The sequence below is a fragment of the Streptomyces sp. NPDC051822 genome, from assembly GCF_044452745.1.
Classification (GTDB): domain Bacteria; phylum Actinomycetota; class Actinomycetes; order Streptomycetales; family Streptomycetaceae; genus Streptomyces.
In genome coordinates, this window is record NZ_JBITBZ010000004.1 from 427463 (window position 1) to 442402 (window position 14940).

General features: G+C 71.5%; 14 protein-coding genes. 7 read left to right on the forward strand and 7 right to left on the reverse strand.

What is annotated here, in order from left to right; translation table 11 throughout:
- Positions 1 to 16 precede the first annotated feature (16 nt).
- The 6 genes from ACIA8N_RS16740 to ACIA8N_RS16765 all read left to right on the forward strand — a co-directional run bounded on the left by ACIA8N_RS16740 (position 17) and on the right by ACIA8N_RS16765 (position 8331).
- Entirely contained in the window at positions 17 to 931 is a 915-nt protein-coding gene (locus ACIA8N_RS16740) for an ATP-binding cassette domain-containing protein (RefSeq protein ID WP_365779457.1), read from the forward strand.
- Positions 931 to 1668, forward strand: coding sequence for a hypothetical protein (locus ACIA8N_RS16745; protein ID WP_365779455.1), 738 nt, complete (start codon positions 931 to 933; stop codon positions 1666 to 1668). The genes ACIA8N_RS16740 and ACIA8N_RS16745 overlap by 1 nt, the downstream gene beginning before the upstream one ends.
- 231 nt (positions 1669 to 1899) lie before the next feature.
- A complete protein-coding gene (locus tag ACIA8N_RS16750) occupies positions 1900 to 2073 on the forward strand; it encodes a class II lanthipeptide, LchA2/BrtA2 family (RefSeq protein WP_167346869.1) in 174 nt (57 codons plus the stop codon).
- Positions 2074 to 2341: 268 nt separating this feature from the next.
- A complete protein-coding gene (locus ACIA8N_RS16755) occupies positions 2342 to 4507 on the forward strand; it encodes a peptidase domain-containing ABC transporter (protein ID WP_365779453.1) in 2166 nt (721 codons plus the stop codon).
- Positions 4504 to 7323: a type 2 lanthipeptide synthetase LanM gene (lanM, locus tag ACIA8N_RS16760; protein WP_365779451.1), complete on the forward strand. Its 2820-nt coding sequence runs from the start codon at positions 4504 to 4506 to the stop codon at positions 7321 to 7323. Before ACIA8N_RS16755 ends, lanM begins: the two co-directional genes overlap by 4 nt.
- A gap of 51 nt (positions 7324 to 7374) precedes the next feature.
- On the forward strand, positions 7375 to 8331 hold the full coding sequence (locus ACIA8N_RS16765; protein ID WP_365779449.1) for an LLM class flavin-dependent oxidoreductase: 957 nt from the start codon (positions 7375 to 7377) through the stop codon (positions 8329 to 8331).
- 9 nt (positions 8332 to 8340) lie between these two features.
- On the opposite strand, the gene ACIA8N_RS16770 is transcribed toward ACIA8N_RS16765, so the two are convergent.
- Together ACIA8N_RS16770 and ACIA8N_RS16775 are read right to left on the reverse strand one after the other, a co-directional pair.
- Complete coding sequence (locus ACIA8N_RS16770; RefSeq protein WP_365779447.1) at positions 8341 to 8904, reverse strand: hypothetical protein; 564 nt, start codon at positions 8902 to 8904, stop codon at positions 8341 to 8343.
- Complete coding sequence (locus ACIA8N_RS16775) at positions 8901 to 9686, reverse strand: BTAD domain-containing putative transcriptional regulator (protein WP_365779445.1); 786 nt, start codon at positions 9684 to 9686, stop codon at positions 8901 to 8903. The genes ACIA8N_RS16770 and ACIA8N_RS16775 overlap by 4 nt, the downstream gene beginning before the upstream one ends.
- 349 nt (positions 9687 to 10035) lie before the next feature.
- On the opposite strand from ACIA8N_RS16775, the gene ACIA8N_RS16780 reads away from it, so the two are divergent.
- The gene (locus ACIA8N_RS16780) at positions 10036 to 11031 is read left to right on the forward strand and encodes a helix-turn-helix transcriptional regulator (protein WP_365779688.1); all 996 of its coding nucleotides are present in this window, start codon (positions 10036 to 10038) and stop codon (positions 11029 to 11031) included.
- Positions 11032 to 11121: 90 nt separating this feature from the next.
- Here the strand turns inward: ACIA8N_RS16780 and ACIA8N_RS16785 are convergent, their stop codons facing one another.
- The 5 genes from ACIA8N_RS16785 to ACIA8N_RS16805 all read right to left on the reverse strand — a co-directional run bounded on the left by ACIA8N_RS16785 (position 11122) and on the right by ACIA8N_RS16805 (position 14917).
- The gene (locus ACIA8N_RS16785; RefSeq protein WP_365779443.1) at positions 11122 to 11919 is read right to left on the reverse strand and encodes a helix-turn-helix transcriptional regulator; all 798 of its coding nucleotides are present in this window, start codon (positions 11917 to 11919) and stop codon (positions 11122 to 11124) included.
- A 114-nt stretch (positions 11920 to 12033) separates the two neighbouring features.
- Positions 12034 to 12234 carry a hypothetical protein gene (locus ACIA8N_RS16790; RefSeq protein WP_365779441.1) on the reverse strand — a complete coding sequence of 67 codons (201 nt, stop codon included), beginning with the start codon at positions 12232 to 12234 and terminating at the stop codon, positions 12034 to 12036.
- A gap of 182 nt (positions 12235 to 12416) precedes the next feature.
- A complete protein-coding gene (locus ACIA8N_RS16795; protein ID WP_365779439.1) occupies positions 12417 to 13067 on the reverse strand; it encodes a thymidine kinase in 651 nt (216 codons plus the stop codon).
- 48 nt (positions 13068 to 13115) lie between these two features.
- Positions 13116 to 14321, reverse strand: coding sequence for a nucleotide pyrophosphatase/phosphodiesterase family protein (locus ACIA8N_RS16800; RefSeq protein ID WP_365779437.1), 1206 nt, complete (start codon positions 14319 to 14321; stop codon positions 13116 to 13118).
- Complete coding sequence (locus ACIA8N_RS16805) at positions 14321 to 14917, reverse strand: DUF5998 family protein (RefSeq protein WP_030211761.1); 597 nt, start codon at positions 14915 to 14917, stop codon at positions 14321 to 14323. Before ACIA8N_RS16805 ends, ACIA8N_RS16800 begins: the two co-directional genes overlap by 1 nt.
- Positions 14918 to 14940 lie beyond the last annotated feature (23 nt).

A 14940-nucleotide genomic window follows, 5' to 3' on the forward strand; every position in this document is an offset into this window, starting at 1 on the left:
GACGAGAGGTGCTGTGATGATCGAGGTCGAGAACCTCACCAAACGGTACGGTGCGAAGGTCGCCGTCGACGGTCTGTCGTTCTCCGTGACCCCGGGGAAGGTCACCGGATTCCTCGGCCCCAACGGCGCCGGCAAGTCCACCACCCTGCGCATGATCCTCGGTCTGGACGAGCCCACCGCCGGCCGGGCCACCGTCTTCGGCGTCCCCTACCGGAGCCTGGCACGCCCGCTGACCCGGGTGGGAGCGCTGCTCGACACCAGGGCCGTACACCCGGGCCGCAGCGCCAGGAACCACCTGCGGGTCCTTGCCGCCTCCCACGGCCTGCCCGCCACCCGGGCCGACGAGGTCCTGGACCGGGTCGGTCTGCTCGCGGTGGCCCGGCAGAGGGTGCGCGGGTTCTCCCTCGGCATGGGGCAGCGGCTCGGAGTCGCGGCGGCGCTGCTCGGCGACCCCGAGGTGTTGCTGTTCGACGAGCCGGTCAACGGGCTCGACCCCGAGGGTGTCCGGTGGATCCGGGAGCTGATGCGGGGGCTGGCCGCGGAGGGGCGGACGGTGCTCGTCTCCTCCCACCTGATGAACGAGATGGCGGTGACCGCCGACCATCTGGTGGTCGTCGCCCGGGGCCGGCTGCTCGCGGACACCCCCGTGGACGCATTCATCGCCGCGCACTCGGACAGGACCGTGCTGGCCCGGGTGGCCGATCCGGAGGGGATGCGGCGGGCGTTGCGGGAGCGGGGCATCGAGTCCGTGCGGCAGGACGACGCGACGCTGGCGGTGAGCGGGGCGTCCGTGGAGAAGGTCGGGCTCGTCGCGAGCGCGGAGAGTATTGCTGTTTTCGAGCTGACCGCTTCCGCGGGTTCGCTTGAGGAGGCGTTTATGAAGCTGACCCGGGAGCACGCTGAATACCGGGCATCGACGGGGGGTTTCTGATGAGGCACGCCGTTGCCGCGGAATGGGTCAAACTGACGACGCTCCGGTCTCCGAAATGGTCCCCGGCGGTTTATCTCGTCCTGATGATCGGACTGGCCTTCGTCTACGGGATGGTTCCCGGCGAAAGGCAGCTGACGGCGCCGGGGTTCGACCCGGTCGGGCTCGGCCTGTCGGCCGTACCGCTCGGGATGATCGTCCTGGTGATCATGGGCATTCTCGCGGTGACGGGCGAGTACGCGTCGGGGTCGATCAGGAGCAGTCTGCTGGCCGTCCCCGACCGGGCCCGGTTCTACTACGCCAAGGTGGGCCTCGTCAGCCTGGTCAGCGGGGCGCTGGCGGTGGTGGGCGTGGTGCCGGCGTTCCTGATCGTGCAGAGCGGGATCGGGGAGCACCGGGCGCAGGCGGGGCTCGTCACGGCGGGGCACGTGGCGGGGGCGGTGCTCTACACGGTGCTGCTGGTGGCGTTCTCCATGGGAGTGGCGACGCTGCTGCGGTCGGGGGCGGCGGCGCTGTCCATCCTGCTTCCGCTGTTCTTCATGCTCTCCACGATCCTGAGCAACATACCGGGGGTCGGAGAGGTGGCCCGGTTCCTGCCGGATGTGGCAGGGGGGATGGTGCTGCGCGGCTCAGGGGGCGACGAGGTGCTGGGAGCGTGGTCCGGGCTTGGCGTGCTCACCGTGTGGACGGTGGGGGCGGTGGCGCTCGGCCATTGGGTGACGGTGCGGCGGGATGTCTGAGGGTCGACGACCTCGTACCACGTGAATGGGGCCCCCACACGAATGTGTGGGGGCCCTGCGCGTTTTCCGGCACATTTCAGCGTGTGCGTACAAAGGCGTCGGGTCTATGCGTTCGACGAATTGAGGGCGGACAGACTGGGAACGTCCTCCGAAGGCGGAGGGTACGCGTTCCGGTATTTCGCCAGCCGATTTCCGGGCGCGCGTCGGAAGAAATACGAAAAGGAGAAGACCATGGAGAAGATGCAGGCCGACGTCCTCGGCGGCTACGACGAGTTCGAGCTCGTCGAGATGGGCGAGGCGGACGTGTACGGCGGTACGACCTGGAGCTGCGCCATCGTCACCGCCGTGGCGACGCTGGTGTCCGCCTCCGCCTGCCCGACCACCAAGTGCACCAGCCAGTGCTGAAGCCCTTGACGGCTCTGATACGCGCGGCCCGCTGAACCGGACCGCCGCATCGGTCACGACGGACGGGGTGGGGGTGGGCCGGACCGAGTCCGGCGGCCCGTGCCGGCCTTCCCGGTCTCCCGCCCCGTCCGACGTCGCCTCGACGCAAGCCCTTCTCGTTCCCCGACTTCCCCGACTTCCCCGACTTCCCCGACTTCCCGACGTCCCACAACCCGGAGGTGCGGTAGCCATGGGCGCTCGCCCGGAATCACGTCGGACCGCGCGACGCGTGCCGGCCGTCACCCAGGTCGCCCAGACCGAGTGCGGTCTGTGCTGCTGCGTGGCCCTGCTCCGCTACTACGGGCGGGACGAGGGCCTCTCCGAGGTCCGCGAGGACATGGACGCGGGACGGGACGGTCTGAGCGCCCGGCAGCTCGCCCGGTTCCTGGAGTCCCGCGGCATGCGGAGCCGGCTGCTGAGCGCCCGGAGCGTCGCGGCGCTCACCCGGTTCGACTCGCCGGTCATCCTGTTCTGGGACGATCACCACTTCGTCGTCCTGGAGAGCTTCGACGGTGATCAGGCCGTCGTCATGGACCCGGCCGTCGGCCGCCGCCGGATGACCTCGGACGAACTCGCCCGGCACTTCAGCGGCGTGGTCCTCACCGCCGAGCCCGGGCCGGCGTTCCGCCGGCTGCGCCGCCGGCCCTTCGCCGACTGGCGGACGATGCCCCTGCTGCCCGGGGGCGCGGGGCGCCGAATGGCCGGTGTCGGCGCGCTGTCGCTGGCCGCCTACGCCGCGGTCCTCGGGATCCCGCTGCTCACCGAGTGGTCCGTGGACCGGTTCTCCGGCTGGACGGAGCTCGGCGACCATCTGTGGGTCATCGGCATGGTGGCCGGCGCCGCCGTCGGCTACTACCTGCTGCATCTCCTGAGGATCCTGCTGCTGTCCTCGCTGGTGGCGGTGCTCGGACGGCATCTGATGGACCACGCCTTCACCCGGCTGCTGTTGCTGCCGTACCGGTTCTTCACCACCCGTCAGCCCGGCGAGCTGCTCTTCCGGCTCGGCAGCGTCAACGCCGTCCGCGACATGCTCTCCTCCCGGGTCGCCCAGGGCGTGCTGGACATCGGCACCATGGTCTGCGTCAGCGGCTACCTGCTGCACGTGGAATGGCGGCTCGGGCTGATGGCGCTCGCCCTGGTGCTCGCCAACGCCGGCTATCTGGCCGCCACCCGGCTGCGGGTGCTCGAGGCGGTCGACATGGAGATCACCCACCTGGGCAGGAGCCAGTCGCTGCAGCTGGACGCCATCGTCTCCATCCCCACCATCAAGATGGGGGGCTACGCCGACCAGTACCTGGACACCTGGCGCGAGACCTACGCCGCCTCCCTCGACGCGATGAAGGCGCGGATGCGGCTGCAGCAGGGCCAGGTGACCGGTGTGGCGGCCACCATCCAGATGTTCGGGCCGCTGCTGCTGCTCCTCGCCAGCCTGTACTTCGTCGGCCGGGGCACCATCAGCATCGGCGGGGCGATCGCGGTGCAGACCGTCGCCGCCACCTACTTCGCGATCTCCACCTCGGTGTTCCAGGCGTACGCGGAGTTCACCGAGACCAGCCGCTACATGTCCCGCCTGAGCGACATCACCCGCACCGAGCCCGAGGGCCCCGGCGGCGACCGCAAGGAGCTGGCGTCGGCTTCCGTCCGACTGGACCAGGTGTCCTTCCGCTACACCCGGCACAGCGAACCGGTGGTCCGCGACGTCACGATGGACATCCCGGCCGGCGCCCGGGTCGCCCTGGTGGGCGCCTCCGGGTCGGGCAAGAGCACCCTGGCCCGGATCATCTGCGGCCTGCACGAACCCACTTCCGGCTCGGTCCTCTTCGGCGGCCGGGACGCCGGCGAGTACGACCGGGACTCCCTGCGCCGGGTGATCGGCTACATCCCGCAGGAGGTCCACCTGCACAACCGGTCGATCCTGGAGAACCTCACCCTGGGCCAGGACATCGACGAGGAGACCGTCCGGGAGTTCTGCCGCGAGGCGGGCATCCTCGACTTCCTCGACGACCTGCCGATGGGCCTTCAGACCCTGGTCGCCGAGATGGGCTCCAACTTCTCCGGTGGGCAGCGGCAGCGGCTGGCGATCGTGCGCACTCTCCTGCAGCGGCCCTCCATCCTCGTCATGGACGAGGCCACCGCCTCCCTGGACACGGTCAACGAACGCCGGGTGACCCGGCTGATCGAGGGAATCGGCGCCACCCAGATCGTCATCGCGCACCGCCTGTCGACGATCGAGTCCGCCGACCTCATCTACGTGTTCGACCAGGGGCGGATCGTCGAGCAAGGAACACATTCAGAACTGATGGACGGAGGCAGCGTGTACCGGGACCTGTACGCGGCGACAGCCGATGAGGCCGGCCGGACGGCCGAACTGCTGGTGGAAGGTGCCGGGGCATGAGCGAGAGCATGGTGTCCGTCGAGGCCTTCCTCCCCTTCTACTCGCATGTGGTCCCCCGGTCCGCGGTCGAGAGGGAGCTGCGCGAGCCGCTGCTGCGGGCCGCCGTCCCCGACCGCCGCGACAGCGTGCTGGACCAGGCCCACGAGGCCCTGCTGAAAACGGTGGAGACGCAGTCCTACCGGATACTCATCGGCGAGTTCCACGCCTTCCGCGAGCAGCTTGGCCTGCCGATGGAGTCCGGTGGCGACACCGCCCTGCGCCGCTTCACGGCCCGTCTGGAGGAGCCCGGCGTCCCGGACGCCCTCCTTGAGAAGTACCCGGTGCTGCGGGTGCGGCTGACCTCGATGCTGTCGCACTCCCTGGACGCCTACCGCGAGTTCCTCACCGCCTTCGCCGACGACCACCCGCTGCTCGCGGAGGCCGGACTGCTCGGCGAGCCGGGCGACGACGGCCGGCTGCTGTCCGGGATCTCGCCCAGCGGCTCCGACCTGCACAACGACAACCGTCAGGTACACATCCTCCACCTGGCCAACGGAACCCGGCTGGTGTTCAAGCCGCGGCCGCTCACCGCGGACGACTTCGTCCGCGACCTGTACCGGGCGGTCGACCCGTACCTGGAGCACCCGCTGTCCCGCTGCGTCCCCCGGTCGTTCACCGTGGGCACGCACGGCTGGCAGGAGTTCACCGTGCCGACCGCCATGGAGCGGGCGGACCAGCCCGGCCGCTACTTCTACCGGATCGGCGCGCTGGCGGTGCTCTTCGGCTCCATCGGCGCCACCGACCTGCACGACGAGAACCTGCTGGCCTGCGGCGAGCACCCGTGCGTCATCGACACCGAGACGATGCTCCGGCCGGACGCCGGGGTGGGCGACGACTCGCTCCCCGACGCGCTGATGAACCACACCAAGCTGTCCGTCGCCTCCACCATGCTGGTGCCGATGGTGAACCCGACCTCGCCGGTCGACTTCATCATGGCGGGCGTCGGCGTGGCGGGCGACCAGCCGTCGTCCATGACCAGCGCCGTGATCCGCGACCCGGGAACGGACGCCATCGCGGTGTCACGGGAGCCCTTCAACTACCGGCAGGGCGACAACGTGCCCCGGCTGGGCGAGACGCACCTGATCGCCACCGAGTGGTTCGACGCCATCCTGGCCGGCTGCCGTGCGGCCCTGACGGCCCTGCGGGCCGGAGCCGTCACCCGCGTCCTGGAGGACCACCCCGGGGTGCCGGTGCGGCTGCTGCTGCGCTCCACGATGATCTACGGTCGCTTCATCGACGCGTCCACCCACCCGAAGTACCTGGTGGACCCCAAGGAGGCCGAGCGGCTGTTCGGGCTCCTGAAGATGCACCAGGACTACCTGTCCCCGGAGGCGGAGCGCTTCGCGGCGGACGCGGAGCGCGCCTCGCTGCACGGCGGCAACGTGCCGTACTTCGTCACCCGGGGCGACTCCGACGCGCTCGCCACGGTCGACGGGGCGGCACCCGGGGTGTATTCCGCGACCGCGCTGGACTTCGCCCGGCGCGGCATCGCCCACAACGGGGCCCGCACCGACGCCTACCACCACTTCCTCCTCGAGGAGTGCTTCGGCGAGCTGTGCGGCGAGGACACGCCCGGCGGGCTGTCGGCCTCCGGGGTCTTCGGAGGACACCTGCTGGCCGGGACCCGTCCCGGCTCCTGGTGGCGGGCGATCGCCGGCCGGATCGCCGAGGTACGGGTGCCGGTCACCGCTCCCGGCGGGCAGGAGGAGTGCGGATGGGTCGGCGGCATCGGCCCGGACCGCGACGCCTCCACCATCACCCCGGGCAACTTCGTCTCCTTCCACGACTCGGCCGGCGTGGTCACCTTCCTCAACCGCGCCGCCGCCCGCGACGAGAGCCTGACCGGTCCGGCCGGCAGCGCCGACCGGGGGCTCACCACCCTGCTCGCCGAGTACGGCGAGGCGCTGCTGCAGCGCCCCGAGTCGGTGTTCACGGGCGCCGCCTCGCTTCTGCTTGTCCGCCCCGAGGACCCGGAGACCGCGTCCGCCCGGCTGGCCGGCCTGCTCCAGGCCCTCCAGGACCGCGCGGCGGAAGGCGTCCTGGAGACCGACCTCTCCAACGGGCCGGCCGGACTGCTGATGGTCCTGCTGGACCGTCTCCGCCGCGACGGCTCCTCCTTCCCCGCCGACGCCACGACGGTCGAGCGGCTCACCGACCTGGCCCTGTCCCACCTGGGCAGGGAACGGGACACCCACTGGTCGGACCTGGCCCACGGCGAACTGGGCCTGCGCTGGGCGGCCGCCAGGACCGGATCCGTTCTGGGCCTCGATCGCACCGCCAAGGAGGCGGCGGACTGGCTGATCGGCCGCTGGGAGCGGGACGGCGTCCCTGCGGAGCACGGCTGGTGCAAGGGCGCCGCCGGCCTCCTGCTGGCCGGCTCGGAGATCCTCGTCGCGGCGGGCCGGGAGGACTGGCTGACCGAGTCCCGGCTGGCCGACCTGGTCGGCCGGGCGACCGCCCTGGAGGCAGGCCGAGCGGTGGACCTCTCCGCCTGCCACGGCAGCAGCGGCGTCGTCCAGTGCCTGATCGGCGCGGGCCGGACCCTGGGACGCGCGGACCTGTTCGAGCGGGCCGTCGCCCATCAGACCGAGGTCCTCGACCGGATCCGCGAGGACGGCTACTTCACCGGTGCGGCCGGCCGGACCTCGCTGATCGGCTACATGCTCGGCTGGGCCGGCGTGGGCGACACCGACCTGATGGTCGACGCCCTGCTCGGCGGCGCGGACCCGGCCGGTCTGCGCCTCCCGCTGGAGCTGTCCGCGCCTTCCCTTCCCTGAGCCGACCGCCCGCCTGTCATCGCTCCACCACTCGTCGAAAGGGCTGCCGGGATGCGGCACTCGATCCTCCTCCCCGTCAACGCCACCCGCCCCGAGCAGGTGATCCCCTTCGCCAATCTCGTCAAATGGGGTGGCGCGGCCCGGTTGTGGCAGGGCCAGGGTCTCGTCCTGGACAGCCATCAGATCGTGAGCTGGCTGGCCGGCTCCGGCATCAGGGTGCCCGCCGGTTTCGGGGTGTCGCTGATGCCGTACCGCTCGCCGTACAACGCGGCGATCGAGGCCCGGTCGGCGGCGCTGGCCACCGGGCACGAGGTGGTGGCCGGCTACGGTCCGGGCTCGCTCGCCGCGCAGACCTGCGCCATGGGACGGCCCTACGCCAGCCAGCTCACCGCCTGCCGGGAGTACGTCACCATCGTCCGGGACCTGCTGGACGGCGGGATCAGCGACCGCGAGGGGGAGATCTTCTCCGCCAAGGCGCAGCTCATGCCGTTCCACAAGCCGGAGGTGTCGCTGGGCCTCGGCGTCCTGCGGGAGCGGATGGCCGAACTCGCCGGGGAACTGGCCGACGTGGCCATCACCTGGATGGCCTCGGCGGCGTACCTCGAGGAGTTCCTGATCCCGGCCCTGCGGAGCGCGAAGGAGCGGCGTCCGGAGCAGCCGGTCAAGGTCACCGCCTACGTTCCGGTGGCACTGGCCGGCCCCGACCGGGACATGGCGAAGCTGCTGCGGGCGACCTGCGGGGGGCACATCCAGTTCCCCCACTACCAGGCCGTCCTGCGGCGGGCCGGGATCCAGGTCACCGGCGACGGCGGGCCCGACGACGTCCGCGCCCTGGTGGACGGCGGGATCTTCCTCTACGGGACGGCCGAGGAGATCCATGAGCGGCTCGACGCCTACCGGGCGCTCGGCGTGGACGAGGTGGTCCTCAACGTCACCGGGGTCGGCGCGGTGCACGGACCCCGGGCCGCCGCGTCCGACCTCTACGAGATCCTGAAGGCCGCGCCGTGACCGGGCCGGTCACCCTTCGCCCGGGACGTCAGGAGCGCCTGGCCCGTCGGCGGACCGCCGGCCGGTCCCGAGCTTCCGGGTCCGCTCCAGGTCGCGGGCGAGATGTGCCCGGCGCCGTCCGTTCCTGCGGCGGCCTCGCCGGTCCTCGGGGGTGTCGTACATCAGCTGGGTGTGGAAGTAGTTGACGTGCTCCAGGACGGCGAAGAGCGTGAAGAGCAGGCCCGGGACGGTCCCGGTCCCGGGGTCTTCGGCCACCGCGAGAGCGGTGAGCGGCACGCCGAGCCCGAGCAGCACCAGGTTGACCACCCGAGCGGCGGCGAACACCGCCGCCCCGGGGAGCGGCGCGCCGGCACCGGCGGACAGGGCACGGAGCTTGACCGTCCAGTACGCGGCGCCCTCCAGCAGAAGCAGCGTGACCAGGGCGAACCCGAGGATGTTGACGGCGGTCGCGGGCACGCCGACCACGCCGAACCAGACGGCCGCCTGCAACGGGACGTTGACCAGTTCCCCTGCCGCGAGCGACCGAAGCCGCCGTCGGACCCGGCCTCCGGCCGGTCGCGTGCCCGCCGTCACTGGCGCGCCATCTCGGCCACCAGGCGGTGCGCCCGCGCCGTGTCCCAGGTGAGCGCGGCGGCCCGGATGGCCTCGACGCCGGGAGGGACGTCCAGGCCCAGTTCGTCGGCGAAGACGGTCCGACATCGCTCGATCACGCCCAGCGCGCCGGCCACGTCGCCCTGCGTGCAGTAGGTGGCGGCGAGCAACTGCCAAAGCCGCTGCCGGTAGGGGGCCTCGGCCAGCACGGTCTCTATGCGGTACGACAGCATCTCGGTCCGATGGGTCAGCAGGCAGGCGGTGAAGAAGTCCTGGCAGGCCTCGAAGCGCGTGTTGCTGAGGCCCACGGTGTGCGCGTGGAACCACCGGGTGGCCGGGAGCCGTTGGCCGAACGGGCCGCGCCAGAGGGCGAGGGCCTCGTCCAGGCGGCCGACCGCGGCCCGGTGGTCGCCCGCGGCGAGCAGTTCCCTGCCCTGCCGGGCGAGCTTCAGGAAGCAGGACAGATCGAGTTCGTCCGCGTCGACGTCGAGGGCGTACCCGGTCTCCGCGCCGCGGCTGGTGGTCAGCCGCTCGCTCAGTCCCGGCTGCGCGGAGTCCAGGCCGCGGCGGAGCCCCGTGAGATGGCTCCTGATGTTGGCCACCGCCGAGCTCGGCGGGTCGTCCCACAACAGCTCGGTCAGCTCGCCCATGCCGACGAACTGTCCCCGGCGCAGGAGCAGCGCGGTGAGCAGCGCGCGGCGGGCGGCCGACTGCATCTCGGCACCGCCCGCGATCCTCACAGGCCCCAGCAGTCGGAAAAGCATCTGGCTCTGCCACCTCTCGTGTGGAGTGCTGAGGCAGGTACCGGCCCCGGACCACAAGGGCCGCCGGCGGCGGCGTGTCCCCCCTCGCGTCGTGTGGTCAGCACCACGCCTCCCTCCCGACCGAATATGGCAGCGCCCGGGACGGCGAGGAACAAGGCCTGTTGGCCAGATATGGCCAACCCGATGCAGGATCCGGCCTGATCGTTCCTGAACCGGAAATCCTACTGCTGAGTCACCAGGGGCTCCTGGCGAAACCTTTACCCTTCGGGCACCTCCCTTCTACAATTCCGGCAACACACGCCGGCCGGATCCTTCCCGATGTCCTCTCCCACGGGAGTGCCTCTTGCTCGTGCACCACATGGCGGTCCTCGGTCTCACTGCGGCGGAAGAGGAGCTCTACCGGCACCTGCTGCGCAACCCCGGCGTCGAACTCGACGAAGTGCACGTCCTGTTGCGACAGGAACCCCTCACCTTGGACGCGGCGGTGCGCCGGCTGCGGGAACTGCACGTCATCCGCGAGGACGACGGCAAGGCGTGGCCGCACAAGCCGGACCTGGTGGTCAACCGGCTGGCCCAGCAGCGCCTGGAGGAGTTCTACAGCACCATCCGCACGCTGTCCGACCTGAAGCCCATCGTGGACTCCCTCACGCGTGACGCGCGCGACCAGGGACCGGACTCCGAACACGCCCCGGTGGAAAGGCTGATGGGGTTATCAGCCATACGGGACCGCCTGGACGAACTGGCGTTCTTCGCCCGTAAGGAGGTTCTTGCCTCCGAGCCCTACGACGCGCTCACCCCGGAGAACATCAAGCACTCCCGCCCGCTCGACCTGCGCTGCCTGCGCCGTGGCGTCGTCCTGCGCAGCCTGGTCCGCGCCTCCGCGGTGGCGGACGACACCACGCGGGCCTACCTCCAGGAACTGACCGCCGCCGGGGCCCGGATCCGGGTGGTCGAGGACCTGAGCGAGCTGATGATCGTGTACGACCACCACACCACGCTGGTGCCGGTGGACCCGAAGAACACGTCCAAGGGCGCCCTCTGTTCGAGCGAGGAGGGGATCGTCACCACCGTCGTCAACAACTTCGAGCGTCTGTGGGCGGGGGCCGAGGAGTTCACCGACCTGGTCGGGCAGGGGGACGACCCGTCGGGCGATGCCGAACTGACCGATCTGCAGGTACAGGTGCTGCGGGCGATGTGCACGGTCGGCAAGGACGAGACCGGCGCCCGCCAGGTGGGTACCGCACTGCGCACGTACCGCCGCCACATATCGGAGCTGATGCGGCTCCTCGGCGCGGAGAACCGCGCCCATGCGGCGCTGCTGGCCCGAGAACGAGGGTGGGTCTGAGGGCCGGTGCGTCTGAAAGCCCGGGCGTCTGACGGCCGGTGGGTCTGACAGCGATGGGTCCGGTCTGGCAGTCGGGGCGTTGCCCGGCTGTCAGCCGTCCCCGAATTCCCGGGCGTCCGCCCAAAGCCGCTCGAAGTGGTTGACGACCGTGCTCACCATGCCGGGTTCAGCCGTCACGAACGCGCCCTTGGCGATGTCCGAGGGCTCGACCGGCACCAGCGCGGTCCCGCCGTCGCACACCGCCATCGGGCTGTCCGAGGAGGCCAGCACCCGCACCCGCGCGCCCGCGTCGGCCAGTCGGCGCAGGTGGTCGACGACCACCGGGTCGGTGAGCATGGACCGCCACACCAGGAGCCGCACGGTGACGCCGCGGCCCAGCATCCGCAGGCCCAGTGGCAGGGTCAGCCGCAGGACCCGGCCGTCGACCTCCTCGCAGAGCCCGCCCGCCAGCACCTCGGAGCGGGTGTTCAGGGCGAGGGCCTCCACTCTCGCCCGCAGCTCGGCGGGATCGGTGATCCGCTCCACCAGCCGACTGTCCGGCGAAGACGTGTCCCCCTCCTCGGGCCGGCCGGCGGCGGCCGCCTCGTCCTCCAGGGAGCGCACCACCGTGTAGACCTGGGCGAGGCTGCGGGTGATGGTGTGCAGCTCGGCGAGCAGCCGCTCGGCCAGCAGGGCCACCACCGCCTTCGGCTCCTCCGGCCACAGCGCGCCGTCGCGCTCGACCACGGCGCCCAGAGCCGTCAGTCGCCCCACGGCGGCCGCACCGGTCCCCGAGGGGTGCCAGGGCGCGGCGACGATCTCCCCGACGCCGCTGCCGGGGTGCCTGAGCAGGTGGCGGTACGTCTCCTCCTCCGCAGGGGTGATTCCCAGGATCTGCATGCGGTGCATCGGCGGGGCTCCACGGTCGGTCGGTGACGAGTACTGGAAAAGCGCTGGTCCGCGCGTCGTGCTCGGCACCCGGACCATTGGACCCGCCCCCCGTGGCAGGCTCGCCGCACGGGATCAGGTGCCCGGCTTCTCCTGCCAGCCGTTGACCCAGCACGCGCTCCGCGGGTCGAGACAGCCGTCCGCCACCACGACGGCGTCGCCGCTCGCCGGTGTGACGCTCCCCACGAGGGCGGTGAACGCCCCCGCCGTCGCCAGCGCGGTCAGCATCGCCGCCGCGATCCCCCGGGCAGCCTTGCTGGTGGCGGTACGCATCATGGTTCTTCCCCTCCCGGCGCCCCGGCGCCGTGCCTCAGAGGTGCCCGGGACGAGATCCCGACCACACCAGAAGCATCGCAGCGAACGCCCTCCACCACAGGACTCCGCCGTGGCATGCTCCTGCCTCCGCACCGTGCACGATCCTGCCACCGCCGGTGGGAGGGAAGCGCGCTCCGGAGCCGTCAGGCGTGGTTGACCGGGAGGACGTCCGGGGAGAGGGCACCGGCGTGCGAGGAGGCCGACGTCATCCGCTTCCGGTGGTGGCGGCGGCAGAGCACCTCGTAGCCGATCTCCTCGGCCGGCCGGTTCACGTCGCCGACGACGACCTGCTCACCCTCGACGACCATCTCCCCGCCGACCGTACGGGCGTTGTGCGTGGCCCGGGCACCGCACCAGCACAGCGCCTCGACCTGGAGCTGCTCGATCCGGTCCGCCAGCTCGATCAGCCGCTGCGAACCGGGGAACAGCTTCGTACGGAAGTCCGTGGTGATCCCGAAGGCGAAGACGTCGAGACCGAGGTCGTCCACGACCCGCGCGAGCTGGTCGATCTGCTCCGGGGCGAGGAACTGCGCCTCGTCCACGATCACGTAGTCCGCCTTGCCGCCCTGCGAGAGCTGGGCCACGAGGTACGCGTACACGTCCATGCCCTGCGGAGCCTCGACCGCCTCCGTCACCAGGCCGAGCCGGGAGGACAGCTTGCCCTCCCCCGCCCGGTCGTCACGGGTGAAGATCACGCCCTGAAGACCCCGCGCGTCACGGTTGTGGGCGATCTGGAGCGCCAGGGTGCTCTTCCCGCAATCCATGGTTCCGGAGAAGAAGACCAGCTCGGGCATGACGGGTCGGGGACCTTTCAGGTCGTGGGGGGCGTGGGGCGCAGGGGGTCAGGAACGGACTTCGAGCAGCGGGACGAGCTGCTCCGCGGGGGTCATCGACCCGTGCATGCCGACCATCGCCGACTCGTGGGGCTCGTTGACGGAGGCGGTGATCGCCACGTCGTCGTGGGCCGCGGCGACGACGTCGCCGATCCGGCCGTACACGCGCTCGTCGACCTCGTCGCCGAACCAGCCGAGGGAGACGGCCTCGTCGCGGCTCGCCACCCAGAACTGCTCGCCGATCACCTCGCGCCAGCAGGTGAGGACGTCTGCCTCGGCACCCGGCACGGCGTAGACGTGGCGGGCCCGCCCCTCGCCGCCGAGGAGGGCGACGCCGGCGCGCAGCTCCCAGTCCTCGTCGAAGTCGATGCGGTGCTGCTCGTCGAAGGGGATGTCGACCATGCCGTGGTCCGCCGTGACGTACAGGGCGGAGCGGGACGGCAGCTGCTCGGCGAGCCGCTGCACCAGCCGGTCGACGAACATCAGCTGGCCGCGCCAGGCGTCGGAGTCGATGCCGAAGCGGTGTCCGGCGCCGTCGAGTTCGCTGTAGTACGTGTAGACCAGCGAGCGGTCTCCGGCGGCGAGCTGCTCGGCGGCGAAGTCCATGCGCTCCTCGCCGGAGAGCCGCCCGTGGAACGTTCCGCCGCTGAGCGCGACCTTGGTGAGCGGGGTCTGCTCGAAGATCGGGGAGGACACCTGGGCGGTGTGGACCCCGGCGTCGTGCGCGAGCTGGAAGACGGTGGGGTACGGCTGCCAGACGTGCGGTGCGGTCCACGGCTTCCAGCGCAGCTGGTTCATCAGCTCGCCGGTCGCGGGGTTGCGCACGGTGTAGCCGGGCAGACCGTGCGTACCCGGGTAGCGGCCGGTGCCGACGGAGGCCAGCGAGGTCGCCGTGGTGGCGGGGAAGCCGGCGGTGACCGGGCGGCCCGTGCCGCCCCGCGAGGAGCCGAGGAGCGAGGTCAGATAGGGGGCCTCGTCGGGGTGCGCGGCGATCTGCTCCCAGCCGAGCCCGTCGATCAGGAAGACGCAGTTCCGGTCGGCGGGGGCCAGCTCGGCGATGCGCGGTGTGAAACCGGGCACGCCCTGACCGGCGACGAGCGTCGGCAGCAGATCGCCGAGGGAGCCGAAGGTGTACTCGGGGACCGGCGCGGTCTCCAGCGCGAGCGGGACGGGATCGTCGGGCCAGCCATGGGTCACGGCGGCGGGCTGCACCATCAGCGGGTGGGGGCGGCGGTGGCCGCGATGGCTTCGGAGAGCGCCTGGGCGAAGACGAGGGTCTGCCGCACGGTGTCCGGGCCGTCACCGGCCTCGCTCACCCGCAGGCTCAGGTCGTCGGCGGTGGCGTTGCCCGTGTAGCCGTGGTCGGCGTCACAGTTGGAGTCGCCGCAGGCGGCGGGCTCCAGGTCGATCCGGGAGACGGCGCCCCAGCCGATGGTGAGGACCACCTCGCGGGGCAGCGTGCCCGGGGTGTACGACTCCGGGTTGGCGACGACGCGGCTGACGACGACGGACGAGATCCTGTCGAGCTTCACGGACTCGGTGGACGTCGTGGCGTACGGCGTCGGGGAGCTGGTGTCGGCGGCCTGCTCGTCGGTGTGGCTGACGATGAAGCGGTGCGGGGTCAGGACGAGCACGGTGACGTGGCGCCGGACCTCGTTCGCGTCGAAGGTGGTCTCCTGGTGCACCACGTACGACGCGACGGCCTCGCCGCCGACGGCGGCCTCCACCGCCTCGGCCACGAGGGCCGGGTAGTAGCCGCTGCGCTCGATCGCCGCGCGCAGCCCCTGGGTCGTCGTACCGGTCTTCGCCATGGACTCCATCCTACGGGGCGGTG

Excerpts from the sequence above, each read along its gene's own strand:
- ACIA8N_RS16740 (WP_365779457.1), top strand. The coding sequence starts at position 17 with ATGATCGAGGTCGAGAACCTCACCAAACGGTACGGTGCGAAGGTCGCC.
- ACIA8N_RS16745 (WP_365779455.1), top strand. The coding sequence starts at position 931 with ATGAGGCACGCCGTTGCCGCGGAATGGGTCAAACTGACGACGCTCCGG.
- ACIA8N_RS16750 (WP_167346869.1), top strand. The coding sequence starts at position 1,900 with ATGGAGAAGATGCAGGCCGACGTCCTCGGCGGCTACGACGAGTTCGAG.
- lanM (WP_365779451.1), top strand. The coding sequence starts at position 4,504 with ATGAGCGAGAGCATGGTGTCCGTCGAGGCCTTCCTCCCCTTCTACTCG.
- ACIA8N_RS16765 (WP_365779449.1), top strand. The coding sequence starts at position 7,375 with ATGCGGCACTCGATCCTCCTCCCCGTCAACGCCACCCGCCCCGAGCAG.
- ACIA8N_RS16775 (WP_365779445.1), bottom strand. The coding sequence starts at position 9,686 with ATGCTTTTCCGACTGCTGGGGCCTGTGAGGATCGCGGGCGGTGCCGAG.
- ACIA8N_RS16785 (WP_365779443.1), bottom strand. The coding sequence starts at position 11,919 with ATGCACCGCATGCAGATCCTGGGAATCACCCCTGCGGAGGAGGAGACG.
- ACIA8N_RS16790 (WP_365779441.1), bottom strand. The coding sequence starts at position 12,234 with ATGATGCGTACCGCCACCAGCAAGGCTGCCCGGGGGATCGCGGCGGCG.
- ACIA8N_RS16795 (WP_365779439.1), bottom strand. The coding sequence starts at position 13,067 with ATGCCCGAGCTGGTCTTCTTCTCCGGAACCATGGATTGCGGGAAGAGC.
- ACIA8N_RS16800 (WP_365779437.1), bottom strand. The coding sequence starts at position 14,321 with ATGGTGCAGCCCGCCGCCGTGACCCATGGCTGGCCCGACGATCCCGTC.
- ACIA8N_RS16805 (WP_030211761.1), bottom strand. The coding sequence starts at position 14,917 with ATGGCGAAGACCGGTACGACGACCCAGGGGCTGCGCGCGGCGATCGAG.